The organism is Acinetobacter sp., from assembly GCF_041911495.1.
Lineage (GTDB): Bacteria > Pseudomonadota > Gammaproteobacteria > Pseudomonadales > Moraxellaceae > Acinetobacter.
The window spans coordinates 1-15016 of the sequence record NZ_JAYROT010000041.1 but is presented as its reverse complement, the minus strand read 5'-3'; the positions used below and the strand labels follow the sequence as shown (position 1 = coordinate 15016).

At 41.5% G+C, this 15016-nt stretch carries 17 protein-coding genes, 2 pseudogenes and 1 riboswitch; of the genes and pseudogenes, 16 read left to right on the top strand and 3 right to left on the bottom strand.

Annotated elements, in window-relative coordinates:
- Positions 1-101 precede the first annotated feature (101 nt).
- The 12 genes from ACE3PQ_RS05520 (at position 102) to ACE3PQ_RS05465 (ending at position 10529) form a co-directional block, all read left to right on the top strand.
- The gene (locus tag ACE3PQ_RS05520) at positions 102-686 is read left to right on the top strand and encodes an aminodeoxychorismate/anthranilate synthase component II (RefSeq protein ID WP_374295938.1); all 585 of its coding nucleotides are present in this window, start codon (positions 102-104) and stop codon (positions 684-686) included.
- Complete coding sequence (gene trpD / locus ACE3PQ_RS05515; protein ID WP_374295936.1) at positions 687-1760, top strand: anthranilate phosphoribosyltransferase; 1074 nt, start codon at positions 687-689, stop codon at positions 1758-1760.
- Between the two features lie 9 nt (positions 1761-1769).
- The gene (trpC, locus tag ACE3PQ_RS05510) at positions 1770-2579 is read left to right on the top strand and encodes an indole-3-glycerol phosphate synthase TrpC (RefSeq protein WP_374295934.1); all 810 of its coding nucleotides are present in this window, start codon (positions 1770-1772) and stop codon (positions 2577-2579) included.
- 52 nt (positions 2580-2631) lie between these two features.
- Positions 2632-3534: a hypothetical protein gene (locus ACE3PQ_RS05505; RefSeq protein ID WP_374295932.1), complete on the top strand. Its 903-nt coding sequence runs from the start codon at positions 2632-2634 to the stop codon at positions 3532-3534.
- A gap of 227 nt (positions 3535-3761) precedes the next feature.
- Positions 3762-4076, top strand: a complete 315-nt coding sequence (locus ACE3PQ_RS05500) for a type II toxin-antitoxin system Phd/YefM family antitoxin (protein WP_374295931.1) — start codon at positions 3762-3764, stop codon at positions 4074-4076.
- Positions 4077-4082: 6 nt separating this feature from the next.
- The gene (locus ACE3PQ_RS05495) at positions 4083-4391 is read left to right on the top strand and encodes a type II toxin-antitoxin system RelE/ParE family toxin (protein WP_374295929.1); all 309 of its coding nucleotides are present in this window, start codon (positions 4083-4085) and stop codon (positions 4389-4391) included.
- Positions 4392-4435: 44 nt separating this feature from the next.
- The gene (locus ACE3PQ_RS05490) at positions 4436-5149 is read left to right on the top strand and encodes a Smr/MutS family protein (protein ID WP_374295927.1); all 714 of its coding nucleotides are present in this window, start codon (positions 4436-4438) and stop codon (positions 5147-5149) included.
- A gap of 171 nt (positions 5150-5320) precedes the next feature.
- Positions 5321-5869, top strand: coding sequence for a GTP cyclohydrolase I FolE (folE, locus tag ACE3PQ_RS05485; RefSeq protein WP_374295996.1), 549 nt, complete (start codon positions 5321-5323; stop codon positions 5867-5869).
- A 156-nt stretch (positions 5870-6025) separates the two neighbouring features.
- A riboswitch (glycine riboswitch) is annotated at positions 6026-6171 on the top strand.
- A gap of 216 nt (positions 6172-6387) precedes the next feature.
- The gene (locus ACE3PQ_RS05480; RefSeq protein ID WP_374295925.1) at positions 6388-7641 is read left to right on the top strand and encodes a D-amino acid dehydrogenase; all 1254 of its coding nucleotides are present in this window, start codon (positions 6388-6390) and stop codon (positions 7639-7641) included.
- 312 nt (positions 7642-7953) lie between these two features.
- Positions 7954-9369, top strand: a complete 1416-nt coding sequence (gene glnA, locus ACE3PQ_RS05475) for a type I glutamate--ammonia ligase (protein WP_374295994.1) — start codon at positions 7954-7956, stop codon at positions 9367-9369.
- Between the two features lie 164 nt (positions 9370-9533).
- Positions 9534-9965 carry a MarR family winged helix-turn-helix transcriptional regulator gene (locus tag ACE3PQ_RS05470; protein ID WP_374295923.1) on the top strand — a complete coding sequence of 144 codons (432 nt, stop codon included), beginning with the start codon at positions 9534-9536 and terminating at the stop codon, positions 9963-9965.
- Between the two features lie 135 nt (positions 9966-10100).
- Positions 10101-10529, top strand: coding sequence for an organic hydroperoxide resistance protein (locus ACE3PQ_RS05465; RefSeq protein WP_374295921.1), 429 nt, complete (start codon positions 10101-10103; stop codon positions 10527-10529).
- A gap of 51 nt (positions 10530-10580) precedes the next feature.
- Here the strand turns inward: ACE3PQ_RS05465 and ACE3PQ_RS05460 are convergent, their stop codons facing one another.
- The 3 genes and pseudogenes from ACE3PQ_RS05460 to ACE3PQ_RS05450 form a co-directional block, all read right to left on the bottom strand.
- Complete coding sequence (locus ACE3PQ_RS05460; protein WP_374295991.1) at positions 10581-10874, bottom strand: helix-turn-helix domain-containing protein; 294 nt, start codon at positions 10872-10874, stop codon at positions 10581-10583.
- 177 nt (positions 10875-11051) lie between these two features.
- Positions 11052-11360: pseudogene (locus ACE3PQ_RS05455) on the bottom strand (AraC family transcriptional regulator ligand-binding domain-containing protein); the annotation flags it as partial.
- A gap of 15 nt (positions 11361-11375) precedes the next feature.
- Positions 11376-11612 (bottom strand): hypothetical protein, encoded by a 237-nt coding sequence (locus tag ACE3PQ_RS05450; protein ID WP_374295919.1) that lies wholly within the window; start codon positions 11610-11612, stop codon positions 11376-11378.
- 161 nt (positions 11613-11773) lie between these two features.
- Between ACE3PQ_RS05450 and ACE3PQ_RS05445 the strand changes: the two genes are divergently transcribed.
- From ACE3PQ_RS05445 to ACE3PQ_RS05430, 4 genes and pseudogenes are all read left to right on the top strand, one after another.
- On the top strand, positions 11774-13012 hold the full coding sequence (locus ACE3PQ_RS05445) for an alkane 1-monooxygenase (protein WP_374295917.1): 1239 nt from the start codon (positions 11774-11776) through the stop codon (positions 13010-13012).
- A 151-nt stretch (positions 13013-13163) separates the two neighbouring features.
- On the top strand, positions 13164-13652 hold the full coding sequence (locus ACE3PQ_RS05440; RefSeq protein ID WP_374295914.1) for a chorismate lyase: 489 nt from the start codon (positions 13164-13166) through the stop codon (positions 13650-13652).
- A gap of 15 nt (positions 13653-13667) precedes the next feature.
- Positions 13668-14552, top strand: a complete 885-nt coding sequence (ubiA, locus tag ACE3PQ_RS05435; RefSeq protein ID WP_374295912.1) for a 4-hydroxybenzoate octaprenyltransferase — start codon at positions 13668-13670, stop codon at positions 14550-14552.
- Positions 14553-14678: 126 nt separating this feature from the next.
- Positions 14679-15016: pseudogene (locus ACE3PQ_RS05430) on the top strand (alpha/beta hydrolase); the annotation flags it as partial.

Here is a 15016-nt window from a genome sequence, read left to right as displayed (position 1 = left end):
CTACGCTTTTTCAAAGATAACATGCTGTTGAAAAAGCAGTTAAACCATAAATTTTTTAATGTAATTTGCATTCAATCTCTTTGCTTACAGGTGCGTACGCTATGCTTCTTATGATTGATAATTATGACTCTTTTACTTATAACATCGTGCAATACTTTGGTGAGTTGGCACAAGAGGTAAAAGTCGTTCGCCATGATCAAGTGACTTTAGAAGACATCGAGCGTTGGCAACCGAAATATCTTGTGATCGGACCGGGACCTTGTTCACCGACTGAGGCGGGGATTTCTGTGCCTGCGATTCAGCATTTTGCAGGGAAAATTCCGCTACTTGGCGTATGTCTTGGTCATCAGGCAATTGGTCAGGCTTTTGGTGGCAACATTATCCGTGCCAAAACAGTGATGCACGGGCGTCTGTCGGATATGTATCATTCTGATCAAGGGATTTTTAGCAATCTGCCGTCGCCATTTTCTGCGACACGTTATCACTCTTTGGTGATTGAGCAGGCGACCATTCCCGATTGTTTTGATGTGACCTGCTGGACGCAAGAAGCTGATGGTTCGATTGAAGAAATCATGGGCGTAAAACATAAAACTTTGCCGATCGAAGGGGTGCAGTTCCACCCTGAGTCGATTTTGAGCCAACATGGGCATCAAGTGTTTCAGAATTTTTTAGAGATTTATAAATAAATGAATATCCAACAAGCACTCAATCACATTACTAAAAATATCCATCTGACTCAAGCGCAGATGGAAGATGTGATGCGCAGTATTATGCAAGGTGAGGCGACCGATGCGCAGATCGGTGCGTTGATGATGGGCTTGCGCCTCAAAGGTGAAAGCATTGATGAAATCACCGCTGCGGCTCGGATCATGCGTGAGTTCGCCATTAAAATCGACGTCAGCGATATTGAGTATTTAGTCGATATCGTGGGTACAGGTGGCGATGGGCAAAACCTATTTAATGTCTCTACCGCATCAAGCTTTGTCATTTCGGCAGCAGGAGCGACCATAGCCAAACATGGCGGTCGTGGGGTATCGAGTAAATCGGGTTCATCGGATTTACTAGAGCAAGCAGGTATTCGCCTTGACCTCGATATGGCGCAGACTGAACGTGTCATTCGTGAGATGGGCGTCGGATTCCTGTTTGCACCGAATCATCACCAAGCCATGAAATATGCCGCAGCCCCTCGTCGTGAATTGGGCATTCGGAGCTTTTTCAATCTACTTGGACCACTGACCAATCCTGCGGGTGTAAAGCGTTTCGTCATCGGTGTGTTTTCTGATGAGCTGTGTGTGCCGATGGCTGAAGTACTAAAACAACTTGGCGCAGTGCATGTGATGGTGGTGCATTCCAAAGATGGTTTGGATGAAATCAGCCTGGCTGCCGAAACCGCCGTTGCCGAGCTGAAAAATGGTGAAATCACCGAGTGGACGATCAAGCCTGAAGACTTTGGCATCACTTCACAAACGCTCACAGGTTTGTCCGTCGCAGATTCGGCAGAAAGTCTAAAACTGATCAAAGATGCCTTGGGTAAAAATAAATCAGATATTGGTGAGAAAGCCGCAGACATGATTACGTTAAATGCGGCAGCAGGGCTGTATGTATCAGGTCTATGCAAAGATATGAAGCAAGCAGTTGCTTTGGCGCAAGATATTATCTATGGCGGTCAAGCCTTAGAGAAAATGAGCATCGTTGCTGAATTTACCCAGAATCTGAAACAACAGGCTCAAGTTACTCAACAATCGCCAAACGCAAATTAAGGTCAGGTCATGCACGCAGATATTCAAAATACCATCTTGGGCAAAATCGTTGCACGCAAGTTTGAAGAAATTGCTGAAAAGAAAAAGCAATATAGCTTTGCTGATCTGGAAGAATTAGCACAGCAAGCCACGCTTACTCGTGGCTTTGCCAATGCACTAAACCGCAAATCACCTGCGATCATCGCTGAGGTGAAAAAAGCCTCGCCGTCAAAAGGCGTGATTCGTGCGGACTTTCAGCCTGCGCAAATCGCCAAAGAATATGAGCAAGCGGGGGCGGCGTGTCTGTCTGTGTTGACTGATGTGGATTTTTTCCAAGGGCATCATGATTATTTGCGTATCGCTCGGGAAGCCTGTGCTTTGCCTGCTCTGCGTAAAGATTTCATGGTAGAGCCGTATCACATCGTGGAAAGTCGTGCACTGCATGCGGATTGTATCTTGTTGATCGTGGCATGTTTGAGCGATACACAGCTCGATGAATTGTCGAGTTTGGCTTTTGAACAGGGCATGGATGTATTGGTCGAAGTGCATGACGAAGCGGAAATGGAACGTGCGCTCAAGCTCCCTGAGCAATGTCTACTCGGCGTCAATAACCGCAATCTCAAGACCTTTGAGGTGGATTTGGCGACCACAGTACGTTTAAAAGATATGGCAAATGATCGTGTGATCATCACCGAAAGCGGTATCAGCACACCTGAGCATGTGCAGTATATGCGTGATCATGCGGTGGATCGCTTCTTGGTGGGTGAGGGCTTTATGAAGCAGGCGCATGCGGGGCAGGCGTTGGAGGCGTTGTTTGGGAAGCCGATTCAGCTCAATTGAGTAGGAGTTAATTTTAAATCATTAATTCGTACTATGTGAGGTAGTTAATATTATGGAAACGCAGGTTGCCAATGGGGTTTCCGCAAAGTTCGGCTATTATCCTGCAGTTTGTAACATAACTACTGAGCGCTTTTCTGTTTACACATTATCTAGTCTGAATAGAGATGTGAATATAATCGAAAATGACCCTAATATTCATAATGATTGGATATATCCGAATGTTGCATTGCAACACGAAATCGGATCAGGACAAGTACGCACTTTACCCTTCACAACTCGTATTTTTAGCTTACCCAAAACACATGTATTAACACTCCACGAGAGTCAAAACAAGGCTGATCTCGATTTTGTAGTGTGGTGTATATCATTTTTTACAGGAATGAGATTAACGATAACAGAGGCAGATTACCTTGATGCAACGCCGATAAAGCAAGGAAAACTTGTAGATTTTATATTTAGTTGTTGCGCACTTGAAGAAGTCATTAATTTAGCACTTGATTACTTAAAAACAGAACATAATAATTTTCGTGCCACTAAGCGAGTGATTGCTGCGATACATGCACTGTTTTTATCTCAATTCCCTCAAAGCCTCCCATTTGAGAGATTTCAATATATTTATATGGCTTTAGACACTTGTTTTAAACTTATTGCGACTAAGTCAAATCCTCGCAAAAGATTAAATCATGCCGAAAGGGTGCAATGGATGTGTAAGAACTTTGATATGCCTGTACCTAGTTGGGCTATTACTGTAGAGGGGACGTCTGATATTTCACTTGTGCGAAATGATACAATTCATGAAGCACTATTCTTTGATGAACCTTTAGGCTTTTCAATTTATGGTGGAAATCAGTCAGCTAGAGATAGTGCAAATATCATTTTACAAATGCAAAATATGGTTTGTCGCCTTTATAGTAGCAATTTTGGGAAAACCCAATGCTACTTATGTTCAAACTAGTGTTGAAAGTCGAATGCGTCATTCACTTAGACTAAATAATATCTCAAAATAATTAGTGGAGCGGAGGGGATTTAAATTTGTTGCTCTATTTTGTACTTGGAATCCTGCTAGCATTAATTTAAAACGATGATCAGTTTGTCAGCAAAGAATACATAAAATAGAAACATTGATTGAATTTTTATAAAGGTTATAATGGCTAAAGTAGCTACTTTTTTTGAGTGTAACCCATGCAAGTCATTACAGCAAAAGATGCCAAACTACGTTTTGGTGAATTACTCGATACCATGCAACGAGAGCCTGTTCTTGTGACCAAGAATAACCGACCAGTCGGCGTATTCGTATCACTAAATGATGTCAAAGGTACACATCTTGAACATCTTTTTGATCAAAATCCGCAAGACGTATTTGAAAGTTGGGAAGATGAAAAAATTCAAGAAGCACTTGATTTTGTTGAAGCTCAGCCAAATAGTGTGACGCCTGCTGAAGTTGTCCATGCCCGTGCAATGCAAAAAGCACGAGAAATTTTAGCTAAGCGCAAATGATCTGACATGAATGACACCTATCAAGTTGTATATTCTATCGAGGCAGAACAAGATTTAGTTGAAATATTGGTTTACGGCATACAGACATGGGGTGAAGTACAAGCAGAGTCTTTTTACCTAGATATGCAGTCCAAGATCGAAACTTTAAAAACACAACCGCATCGTGTTTGCGAAAAGCAACTCAGCAACGGTAGAAAAGTTCGAGATTTTATGTTACTTGACACGCCATATCGTGCGCCATTTATCATTGACCAAAAGAAGCAACAAGTCATCATCCTACGCATATTAAGAACAGAGCGGATTTTTAAAGACTGATTGCGGTATAATTTGAAACCTTACTTGATCAGCCATTTCAAACTATGAGCAAACACGATACTTCACTTTCAAAATCGCAACTCGACCTACTCAAACAATTTAAAAAGCAAATTCACAACGACGGTGATCGCAGGGACAATCACGCCCAAACAAAAAGCAAAGCACAAAAAAATAATGTCGCAAATACTCAGACTATAGAGGACGAATCACTACTATTCTCCAAAGCAATGCAAGGCGTGGAAAAGTTTAAAGATCATAATATTGCTCAGACTGAAAAGACCACTAAACAAAAGAAAGTCGATGCGCAAACTTTAGCGAAACGTATGGCTGCAGAGGGCAGTGAAATCGCAAAGGGTGAGGCACTTTCTGATATGCAGGCCTTGCTCAATCCTGTAGCGAATCAAGCCTTTCTCAGCTATCGCATCGCCACCTTGCAACATCGTATTTTTGAAGATTTAAAAGCAGGGAAGATGCGTTGGTTTGAAGCGGTCGATTTGCATGGTTGTAGCATTGAGCAAGCTCGTAGCGCTGTGCTTGAGCTACTGCACATTGCCAAAGAAAATAATCAAAATGTGGTGAAAATCGTGCATGGCAAAGGCAAAGATGGCGTACTCAAAACCTGTGTCAATGGCTGGCTTCGTCAACATCGAGAAGTGTTAGCATTTGTCAGTGCACCTGAGAATCAAGGCGGAACAGGTGCTGTGTTGGTGCTATTAAAACGTGCTGAGAAAAATCCTAAATACGATGCACAGAAATAGCTGCTTATTTATTTATGAACATTCATTGTTTTAATGAATCAGTTTTTCCAAATAATTATCATGGTTTGCACATAGGAAATTGCGCATGAATCAATCCATTGACCTGAATTCTGCATGGCTTTCTGCTACAATGCGCTCCTTGTTTGTCGAACCTAGTGTAAGCCCATGAGTATGCAACAATATTACGCAAAAATTTTAACGGAAATTGGTGAAGATTTGGCACGTCCAGGACTGCAAGATACGCCGATGCGTGCGGCAAAAGCATTCTCATTTTTGACCTCAGGTTATCAACAAAAAATCGAAGATGTCATCAATAAAGCGGTGTTCCCTTCGGATAACCGTGAGATGGTCTTGGTAAAAAATATCGAATTTTATTCACTGTGTGAGCATCATTTATTGCCATTTTATGGGCGTGTGCATATTGCCTATTTGCCTGAAGGTCAGGTTTTGGGATTATCGAAATTTGCCCGAATTACCGAGATGTTTGCTCGACGTTTACAGATTCAAGAAAATCTCACCAAGCAAATTGCCGAAGCGATTCAAGAAGCAACTGGTGCGCGTGGAGTTGCGGTGATGATCGACTCTGCACATATGTGTATGGTGATGCGTGGCGTGGGCAAACAGCATTCCACCACACGGACTGTATCGTATTTGGGCGAGATGAAAAACAGTCAACAAGCACGTCAGGAATTTTTAAGTGCTGTGCCTGAGGTATTCTGATTCAATTTTTAAAAATTGGATTTGGTGTGGATAAAAAAGCGGAATTAAAGGTTCTGTTTTTTTTATGATTAAAATTTAGGTAGTTAAGTTCTAAAACTAAAGTCGTGGCATATTTTATGCACCGTTTATAATGAAAATCAGTTAAAGTAAGCTGAAATGATCATTGCGGGAGAGTGCAATGCAACATGGATATTTTAGGAAGTATTTTAGAAATTTCTAAACTATATTTAAGTTGTATATCAGTGCACGCCGAAGGAGCAACAGCCTCGGAAACTCTCAGGCAAAAGGACCGTGATGATTACTCACAATCTGGAGAGAAGTAGCTTAAACATATTTTTCAAAGTATTTGTTTTTTCATATATTGATCAATGTGTTTAAAAATACTCACCGAAGGGGATGGTTGGTTTTATTTTTCTTATGTTTTTGAGTGTGTTAGGAAAATAAAGCGAATCGAAACTCTCAGGTACCAATGACAGATGAGGCGAACGCATAACCTACCAAATAGGTATGGGGGAGCCATGTCAAAAATTTGTATCATCGGTGCGGGCATTACAGGGGTCACCTCTGCGTATGCACTCGCCAAACTTGGTCATCAAGTGACCGTCATCGAACGTCATCTCAAACCTGCAATGGAAACCTCGTTTGCCAATGGTGGACAGCTTTCCGCATGTAATGCCGAAGTGTGGAACCAAGTCGCAACCATTCGTAAAGGCATGAAATGGATGGGCAAGCCTGACGCACCATTGTTGCTCAATCCATCATTTTCTATGCACAAATACAGTTGGCTGTATCAATTCGTATCGCATATCAAAGACTATGAAGCCAATACCATTCAAACGGTAAAGCTAGCACTCGATGCACGCTATCGTCTATTCGATGTCGCAGAGCAAGAGGACATTGATTTTGATTTGGAAAAGAAAGGGATTTTGCATTTTTTCCATAATGATGCAGATTTTCAAACCGCTAAGAAAGTCAATGAGCTACTGCGTAAAGGTGGCTTGGATCGTTATGCAGTGAGTCCTGAAGAAATTAAACAAATCGAACCTGCATTGAAAGGCGAATATGTCGGTGGTTTTTACACACCAGATGATGCAACGGGTGATATTCATAAATTTACCAATGGCTTAGCCAAAGCTGCTGAGAAGTTAGGTGTGACGTTTAAAGTCGGTACAGACGTGACCGATGTCAAGCTCAAAGGCACCAATCTCAAAGACGGTGGCGTGACATTAATGATTCAACCGAGTGAAGAATCATTGGAGCAGTTTGAAGCACACACGATTGAAGCCGATGCCGTGCTGATCTGTGGTGGTGTGAATAGTTATCAACTGGCTGAGAAGCTTGGCGATCGAGTGAATATTTATCCTGTAAAAGGCTATTCGATCACGGTCAATCTTGAAGCAGAACCGAATAAAGAAAATGCACCGTGGGTGAGCTTGCTCGATGAAAGTGCCAAAATTGTGACCAGTCGCTTGGGTGAAAATCGCTTCCGTGTTGCAGGTACAGCAGAGTTTAATGGTTACAACCGTGATATTCGTGCGGATCGTATTTTCCCACTACTGCAATGGGTGCGCACAAACTTCCACCTCAATGCCTGTAATAGTGTGCCGTGGAGTGGATTACGTCCAATGACACCGAATCTAATGCCACGTGTTGAACAGGGTAAACATCCACGAGTTTTCTACAATACAGGGCATGGTCATTTGGGTTGGACACTTTCAATGGCGACCGCTGAGATCATTAGCCAAAGTATTCATCAACAACTTGCTGGATAAAAATTTAGGCACAAATTGGTGCGCCATTTTGATGCAATTTGTGTTTTAAAAAATACATTAGCATTAAAGTGGTGCATCTTTTTGAGTCAAAAGTGAATTGTTTAATTAGATGTTTCTAAATAGTGCATTTTAAAATTTGCTCAGTATAATATGGGCAAGTTCAAACATCTAAAATAGTGTTAGTGCTAACAATATCAATGTTTTAGATAAAGGAATAAAAGTTGGTACGGGTTTTGCTATACTAGATCCAAGTAAATGAACTGCCAACTGGAAAAGCACCGAACAGGTGCGGACAAATTCAACTGGAGCGTAATGCACATGTCAAATAAAGTACTTGATCTAATCAAAGAAAGTGGCGCGAAGTGGGTAGACTTCCGTTTCACAGATACCAAAGGTAAAGAACAACACGTTACTTACCCTGCTGATACAATCGACGAAGACTCTTTCGAAGACGGTAAAATGTTCGATGGTTCTTCAATCGCAGGTTGGAAAGGTATCGAAGCGTCTGACATGATTTTACGTCCTGATGCAGAAACTGCATTCCTCGATCCATTCTTCGCAGAAGCAACAGTTGTTGTGACTTGTGACGTGATCGAGCCATCGACTGGTCAAGGTTATGAGCGTGATCCACGTTCTATCGCACGTCGTGCAGAAGAATATTTGAAATCTACAGGTATCGGTGATACAGCATTCTTTGGTCCAGAACCAGAATTCTTCGTATTTGATGACGTGAAATGGGACATCGACATGTCTGGCGCACGTCACACGATCTCTGCTGAAGAAGCAGCTTGGTCTACTGGTAAAGAATACGATGCAGGTAACTCAGGACACCGTCCACGTGTGAAAGGCGGTTACTTCCCAGTACCACCAGTGGATTCAGGTCAAGATATGCGTGCAGAAATGTGTGCGAAAATCGAAGACATCATGGGACCAGGTCGTGTAGAAGTACATCACCACGAAGTTGCATCATGCCAAATGGAAATCGGTGTAAGCTTTAACACGATGGTTCGTAAAGCGGACGAAGTACAACAGTTCAAATATGCTGTACATAACGTAGCGCACCAGTTTGCAAAAACTGCGACTTTCATGCCGAAGCCACTTGTAGGTGACAACGGTTCAGGTATGCACGTTCACATGTCGATCTCTAAAGATGGCAAGAACTTGTTTGCAGGTGATGAATACGCAGGTCTTTCTGAACTTGCGCTTTACTTCATCGGTGGTGTGATCAAGCACGCTCGTTCATTGAATGCAATCACGAATCCATCAACGAATTCGTATAAGCGTTTGGTACCACACTACGAAGCACCGATTATGTTGGCTTACTCAGCACGTAACCGTTCTGCATCAATCCGTATTCCTTACGTTTCTAGCCCGAAAGGCAAGCGTATTGAAGCACGTTTCCCAGATCCAATGATGAACCCATACTTAGGTTTTGCGGCATTGTTGATGGCTGGTCTTGACGGTATTCAAAACAAAATCCATCCAGGTGAAGCTGCTGATAAAAACTTGTATGATCTTCCTCCTGAAGAAGAAGCGAAAATCCCTACAGTTGCGCATAGCCTAGATATGGCTATTGAAGCACTTCAAGCAGATCACGAATACTTGTTGAAAGGCGGCGTATTCACTAAAGAAATGCTTGATGCGTATATCGAATTGAAAACTGAAGATGTTCGTCGTTTGAACACGACAACTCACCCAGTTGAGTTTGATATGTACTACAGCTTGTAATACATTATCTGTAATAAAAGAAGCTCGCCATGTGCGGGCTTTTTTTATGCCAAGACAAATCTATCCATAGGTAAGATTAAATTGTGTGCGATTTATTTGTGTAAACGCTTTATAATAGGCGATGTAATGATGTGCTTATCAATGAACATGGTATGGTATTTTTTGTGAATGAATTACTTAAACTCGATAATCAATTGTGCTTTGCTTTATATTCGGCAAATCTCGCACTGAATCAACGCTACAGAGAACTGCTCGCACCGCTGAATATTACTTACCCCCAATATCTTGTGATGTTAGTGTTATGGGAAAAAGATCAGCTCACGGTTTCCGATATTGGCAAAAAGCTTTTTTTAGAATCCTCCACATTGACGCCTTTACTCAAGCGACTTGAAGCACAAAATCTTTTACAGCGTCGTCGATCAAATGTAGATGAACGCCAAGTGTTGATTCATCTCACAGAGCAGGGCAAAGCTCTACAAAAGCAAGCTGAAAAGATTCCCGAAGCGGTGATGTGCGCAACTGAGTGTGATTTGGAGCAATTGATTGAGCTTAAACAATCTTTGAATGATTTAAGAGATCAGCTCAATCAAAAATAAGCGAAACAATAAACAACAGTTTAGTAATTCATAAGGCGTTACATTGTTTAACACTCAAGTGAAATTTAAAGCTTGAAATGTTAAATATATCGTGTACGATATATTTTTGAGCGATGTTATTAAGGAGTTATTCTCATGTCATTAGAAAAAGTCGTATATACAGCAAAAGCAAAAGCAACAGGTGGTCGTGATGGTCGTATACGTTCTGACGATGGTGCGTTGGATGCACAGCTAGGGGTGCCAAAAGAGATGGGCGGTGCTGGCGGTGTGGTGACCAATCCTGAGCAACTTTTTGCGGCGGGTTATTCGGCGTGTTTCTTGGGTGCGATGAAGTTCGTCGCAGGGCGTGACAAGATTGCACTTCCAAAAGATGCGTATATCGAAGGTGAGGTCGGTATTGGTCCTATTCCAAATGGTTTTGGGATTGAAGCGACATTGAATATTCATCTTGAAGGTATGGATCAAGCAGAAGCACAAAAATTGGTTGATGCCGCACATATCGTATGTCCATACTCAAATGCAACACGTGGCAATATTGACGTGACTTTAAATGTGATTGTGTAACTAACTATTTAAACTTCATATGAATAGCTTCCTATAAGGAAGCTTTTTTTATTAGTGATGCAAAGTGTTCTGTTCTCGATATTGTGTTGGTGTCATTTGCATTTCTGTTTTAAAGGCTCGGATAAAGTTTGCTGAGGTGGAATAGCCCAGTTCATCGGCGATTTCAGTGATACTTTTATCTGTATCAATTAAAGCGGTTTTAGCACGTTCTATGATGATCTGCATGCGCATGCTATGAAAATCTTGTCCGTGTTTTTTCAGATAGCGCTGTACGGTTTTGGTCGATAGATTCAGTAGTTTTGCACATTCTGCAAGGGTTGGAATGTGATAGGCTTCTTGCAACATCATCCGAATCCAAGCTTCCATTTCATCACTATCAGAGAGTTGTTTCATAAGCTCTTGGCAGCGTTGCTCAACGATTTTTAAACTATAAATATCTGCCATCGGCAAGCGAATATCTAAAGTGGTAATGGGTAAGACAAACTGAATCCCAGTCTGAATCAGATGTTGAAAATGAAAAGTCACACGATCGAGTTGTTGATATTTTTGCAGATGGCGTGGTTGTGCGATGGAAAGATACACGTGATAAGGTGGATGATTACGCCCAAGTAACTCAATCAGATTGTGATAAAAGGCAATCGCAATCGCTTCAAGATGAAAATTTACATTGAGAGTACTCATCGGCATGGAAGGTTCGAAGCTTAAAAAAACTTGTGTTTCGCTTTCTCTGATCTTGAGTTGAAAGTTTGGAATGATGAGTTTGAAATATTGTGCGATCAGCTCGATTGCTTGACGTGCAGTTTCACTGGTCATTGCCACATAACCGACGAGGCTGTGTGAGCTAAGTTATAGGGTTGAACCAAGTTCAAAAGCCAAATCGGCATTTTGTGAATACTTTAAACACAGTTCGACAAAGCGTTCAATTTGAGAAATAGACAGTTTGGCATCTTCATCCTGTAGAATTTTCTGAATTGGCAAGCCTGATTCTACAAGGATTTCCGCCACAGCAATGCCACGCTGTTGTAGCAGTTCAATGACTTTTAAATAATAGCGTGCAGGAAAAATTGGGATATTTCGATCCATACGTTATTTCTCAAACTCCTTTGTATTTGCTCTTTTTAGCATACATTTAAATCGTTTGTCTTATTATGATTATCCACTGTCTTAATATGAATACTTAAAAAATGATCAGCTCTGCATAATAAAGTCATGAATTACACCGTGACGGTGAAGGAGTAACAATAATGAATCAGTCAGTTGATCTTGAAGTTTTATCGCAAGTCAAGCCGTATGTGGACAAAAAGCGTCGTCTTTGGATGCTTGGTATCGTTGTACCCAATATTGCCAATACCGTATTGCTCGGTTATCAGTTTGGACCGAAATCGACGAAAAAATTATTTGCTTTTGCAGGTCCTCTCGTCTTGCATGTGATCATTCCAAGTATTGATAAAATGATGGGTGTCGATCCTGACAATCCGCCTGAGCAAGCGATCGCAGATTTAGAAGACGATCCGTACTATGCACGAGTGGTGAAACTATTTATACCATTTCAGTATGTTGCGAATTTTTATGGCTTGTACCTTGCGAGTAAAAAATCTACCCCACTCGCTGATCAAATTGGCATTGGTCATATGCTCGGTGTGGTCAATGGCGTCGCAATTAACACGGCACATGAGCTGAGCCATAAACCTGGTAAGCTTGAGCATTATCTGTCGCATCTTGCACTTGCGCCGACAGGTTATAACCATTTCCGTATTGAACATCCTTATGGGCATCATCGCCGTGTAGCGACACCTGAAGATCCTGCGTCATCGCAAATGGGAGAAACTTTTTGGCAATTTTGGCCTCGCACTGTCGTTGGTAGCTTTAAATCTGCGATTGAGATTGAAACTCGTCGTTTAGAACGTAAAGGCAAAAAATTCTGGTCATTGGAAAATGAGCTATTACAAGGTTGGGGGATGAGTGTTGCTTATCATGCGTTGACCTTAAAAATGTTTGGTACACGTATTTTGCCAACGCAGATTGCGCAAGCTTTGCAGGGTATTACGCTGTTCGAAGCGGTGAATTATATGGAACATTATGGTTTGAAGCGTGAAGATTTGGGCAACGGTCGTTATGCACGCACCATGCCTGAGCACAGTTGGAATAATAATAGTAAGTTCAGCAATGTCTTACTGTATCAGCTGCAACGCCATTCAGATCATCATGCCTATCCAACCCGCAGTTTCCAATCGCTACGTCATTATGAAGATGTACCACAGTTGCCAATGGGTTATGCGAGTTTGTTCTTACCTGTGATGATTCCAAAATTATGGTTTAATCTGATGGATGAGCGTGTGATTGCGAATTATGGTGGCGATATTGACAAAGTGAACGTCTATCAAAAAGCGAAAAAATCATTATTGAAAAAGTATGCACATCTTTGGAAAAAGAAAGATCATGCAGAAAGTTCGCAAGATTTTGGAAAAGTAGAAGTCGTCTAAACAATGTAAGCTCACCGATTGATTTGGTGAGCTTACATTTTTATGGAGCTTACATTTTTATATCGCAAAATTGAATAAAATCATCGATTCGCACGCTATGCAATCAACGATTATAGTTTACACTAAACGCTGATTTTTAGGGTGCGGATTCATGCGTTTTTACCAACTGCGAGAAATACATCAATTGCAATTACCCACAGGGCTCCAGCAATGGTTAGTCGCAGACGGCTCACTTACACAACAATTGATTAAGTTGTCCAATGGTCAATTCCACGTCATTCCAATGAATGAACATTACCAACGGCTTTCACAGATTGATGCAATGTGGCTCAATATGCCTGCACAGCACATTGCGTGGGTGCGAGAAAGTGATTTATATGGCAGTGATGTCACACCGTGGGTCAAAGCAAAAAGTATTTTTCCGATTTTAAGCCTAAATAAACAAGCTCGAATTTTTAAACATATCGGACGTCAGCCAATTGGACATTTATTGTTTAAACGTACTACGCCATTATGCCAGCGTCGGATTCTAAAATTAGACGAAGGTTGGACACGGCAAAGTTGCTATACTTGGCATGGTTGTCAATTTATTGTACAAGAAACTTTCTTAAAAACTTTTGAGCAATTTATCCAAAAATAAATTCGGACAGTGCCTATGCAAACTCAAGTTGCCACGACTTGGCAAGAGCGTTTCCAAGCCTATTATTACCTGTGTCGTTTTGATAAGCCGATTGGTACAGAGCTGGTCTTTTGGCCGACCATGTGGGCACTTTGGATTGCAGCGAAAGGTATGCCATCACTCGGTATTCTGATACCGATGATTTTGGGGGTGATCTTTATGCGTGCAGCAGGCTGTGCAATCAATGATTTTGCTGATCGTAAAGTTGATGGTCATGTTGAGCGCACCAAAACTCGCCCATTGGCTTCAGGTATTATTCAGCCGATCGAAGCGATTTGGGTGTTTCTAGTCCTTGTTTTGGCGAGTGCGTGTTTATTATTTTTCTTACCGATTGAAACGTTTTATTGGTCATTTGGCGCATTAATTCTCGCTTTTATATATCCATTTATGAAGCGTTATACGCATTTGCCACAGGTGTTTTTAGGCGCGGCGTTTTCATGGTCGATTCCAATGGCATATAGCGCAGTCGGGCAAACGCCTGATTTGTCCTGTTGGCTATTATATTTTGGCAATCTCGCATGGACGGTAGCATACGACACCCAATATGCGATTACCGATCGTGAATATGATCTAAAAATTGGCGTGAAATCTACAGCGATTTTATTTGGCAAATATGATTTACAGATCATTGGGTTGCTACAAGTCTTGAGCCTGTTATTGATTGGATTGGCATTTTGGCGTGAGCAATTATTACCGTGGGCAGGTTTGGCACTTCTTATCGTTGCCTTTGATTTTATCTACCAAGGCATGAAAACTAAAGATCGCGATCCTGCGATGTGTTTTTGGGCATTTCGGCATAATCGCTGGGTTGGTTTGATTATATGGCTAGGTATCGTTTTGGCATTATCTATTTCAAATTAAAGAGTGGGTTTTGATAATTATCAATATGACAACATCATGAAAAATGGCAGAAAGTATCGTAGACACGCTACTTTTTTTATGTTCAAATGAAATGGAAAACAGCCAAATGATGTAAGGAGTACGTCAATGAAAATATCTAAAAAACACGGTCTTAAAGCATTTGCAGGAATGACCATGCTTGCTACTGCCATATCAATGACAGCATGTAATGATGATGACAACAAAAGTAGTGGTGGGCCAAGTCAAGAAGAGAGTGGTTATGTTTCTGAAACCAGTTATAGCGCAGGCACAATTCCAACCAATGCCAGTAAAGTCGATGTCATGACTTATAATATGCCATATAGCAATGGGGAAACCCACGAAGCGACAGCGATGGTGATTTATCCAAAAACTGAAAAACCAAGTGATGGTTGGCGAGTTGTGGTATGGACACATGGTACGACAGGCGTAGGCGATGGTTGTGC

Bases quoted from the DNA above. Each gene is read 5' to 3' on its own strand.
- ACE3PQ_RS05520 (WP_374295938.1), top strand. From the start codon at position 102: ATGCTTCTTATGATTGATAATTATGACTCTTTTACTTATAACATCGTG.
- trpD (WP_374295936.1), top strand. From the start codon at position 687: ATGAATATCCAACAAGCACTCAATCACATTACTAAAAATATCCATCTG.
- trpC (WP_374295934.1), top strand. From the start codon at position 1,770: ATGCACGCAGATATTCAAAATACCATCTTGGGCAAAATCGTTGCACGC.
- ACE3PQ_RS05505 (WP_374295932.1), top strand. From the start codon at position 2,632: ATGGAAACGCAGGTTGCCAATGGGGTTTCCGCAAAGTTCGGCTATTAT.
- ACE3PQ_RS05500 (WP_374295931.1), top strand. From the start codon at position 3,762: ATGCAAGTCATTACAGCAAAAGATGCCAAACTACGTTTTGGTGAATTA.
- ACE3PQ_RS05495 (WP_374295929.1), top strand. From the start codon at position 4,083: ATGAATGACACCTATCAAGTTGTATATTCTATCGAGGCAGAACAAGAT.
- ACE3PQ_RS05490 (WP_374295927.1), top strand. From the start codon at position 4,436: ATGAGCAAACACGATACTTCACTTTCAAAATCGCAACTCGACCTACTC.
- folE (WP_374295996.1), top strand. From the start codon at position 5,321: ATGCAACAATATTACGCAAAAATTTTAACGGAAATTGGTGAAGATTTG.
- ACE3PQ_RS05480 (WP_374295925.1), top strand. From the start codon at position 6,388: ATGTCAAAAATTTGTATCATCGGTGCGGGCATTACAGGGGTCACCTCT.
- glnA (WP_374295994.1), top strand. From the start codon at position 7,954: ATGCACATGTCAAATAAAGTACTTGATCTAATCAAAGAAAGTGGCGCG.
- ACE3PQ_RS05465 (WP_374295921.1), top strand. From the start codon at position 10,101: ATGTCATTAGAAAAAGTCGTATATACAGCAAAAGCAAAAGCAACAGGT.
- ACE3PQ_RS05460 (WP_374295991.1), bottom strand. From the start codon at position 10,874: ATGTTGCAAGAAGCCTATCACATTCCAACCCTTGCAGAATGTGCAAAA.
- ACE3PQ_RS05450 (WP_374295919.1), bottom strand. From the start codon at position 11,612: ATGGATCGAAATATCCCAATTTTTCCTGCACGCTATTATTTAAAAGTC.
- ACE3PQ_RS05445 (WP_374295917.1), top strand. From the start codon at position 11,774: ATGAATCAGTCAGTTGATCTTGAAGTTTTATCGCAAGTCAAGCCGTAT.
- ACE3PQ_RS05440 (WP_374295914.1), top strand. From the start codon at position 13,164: ATGCGTTTTTACCAACTGCGAGAAATACATCAATTGCAATTACCCACA.
- ubiA (WP_374295912.1), top strand. From the start codon at position 13,668: ATGCAAACTCAAGTTGCCACGACTTGGCAAGAGCGTTTCCAAGCCTAT.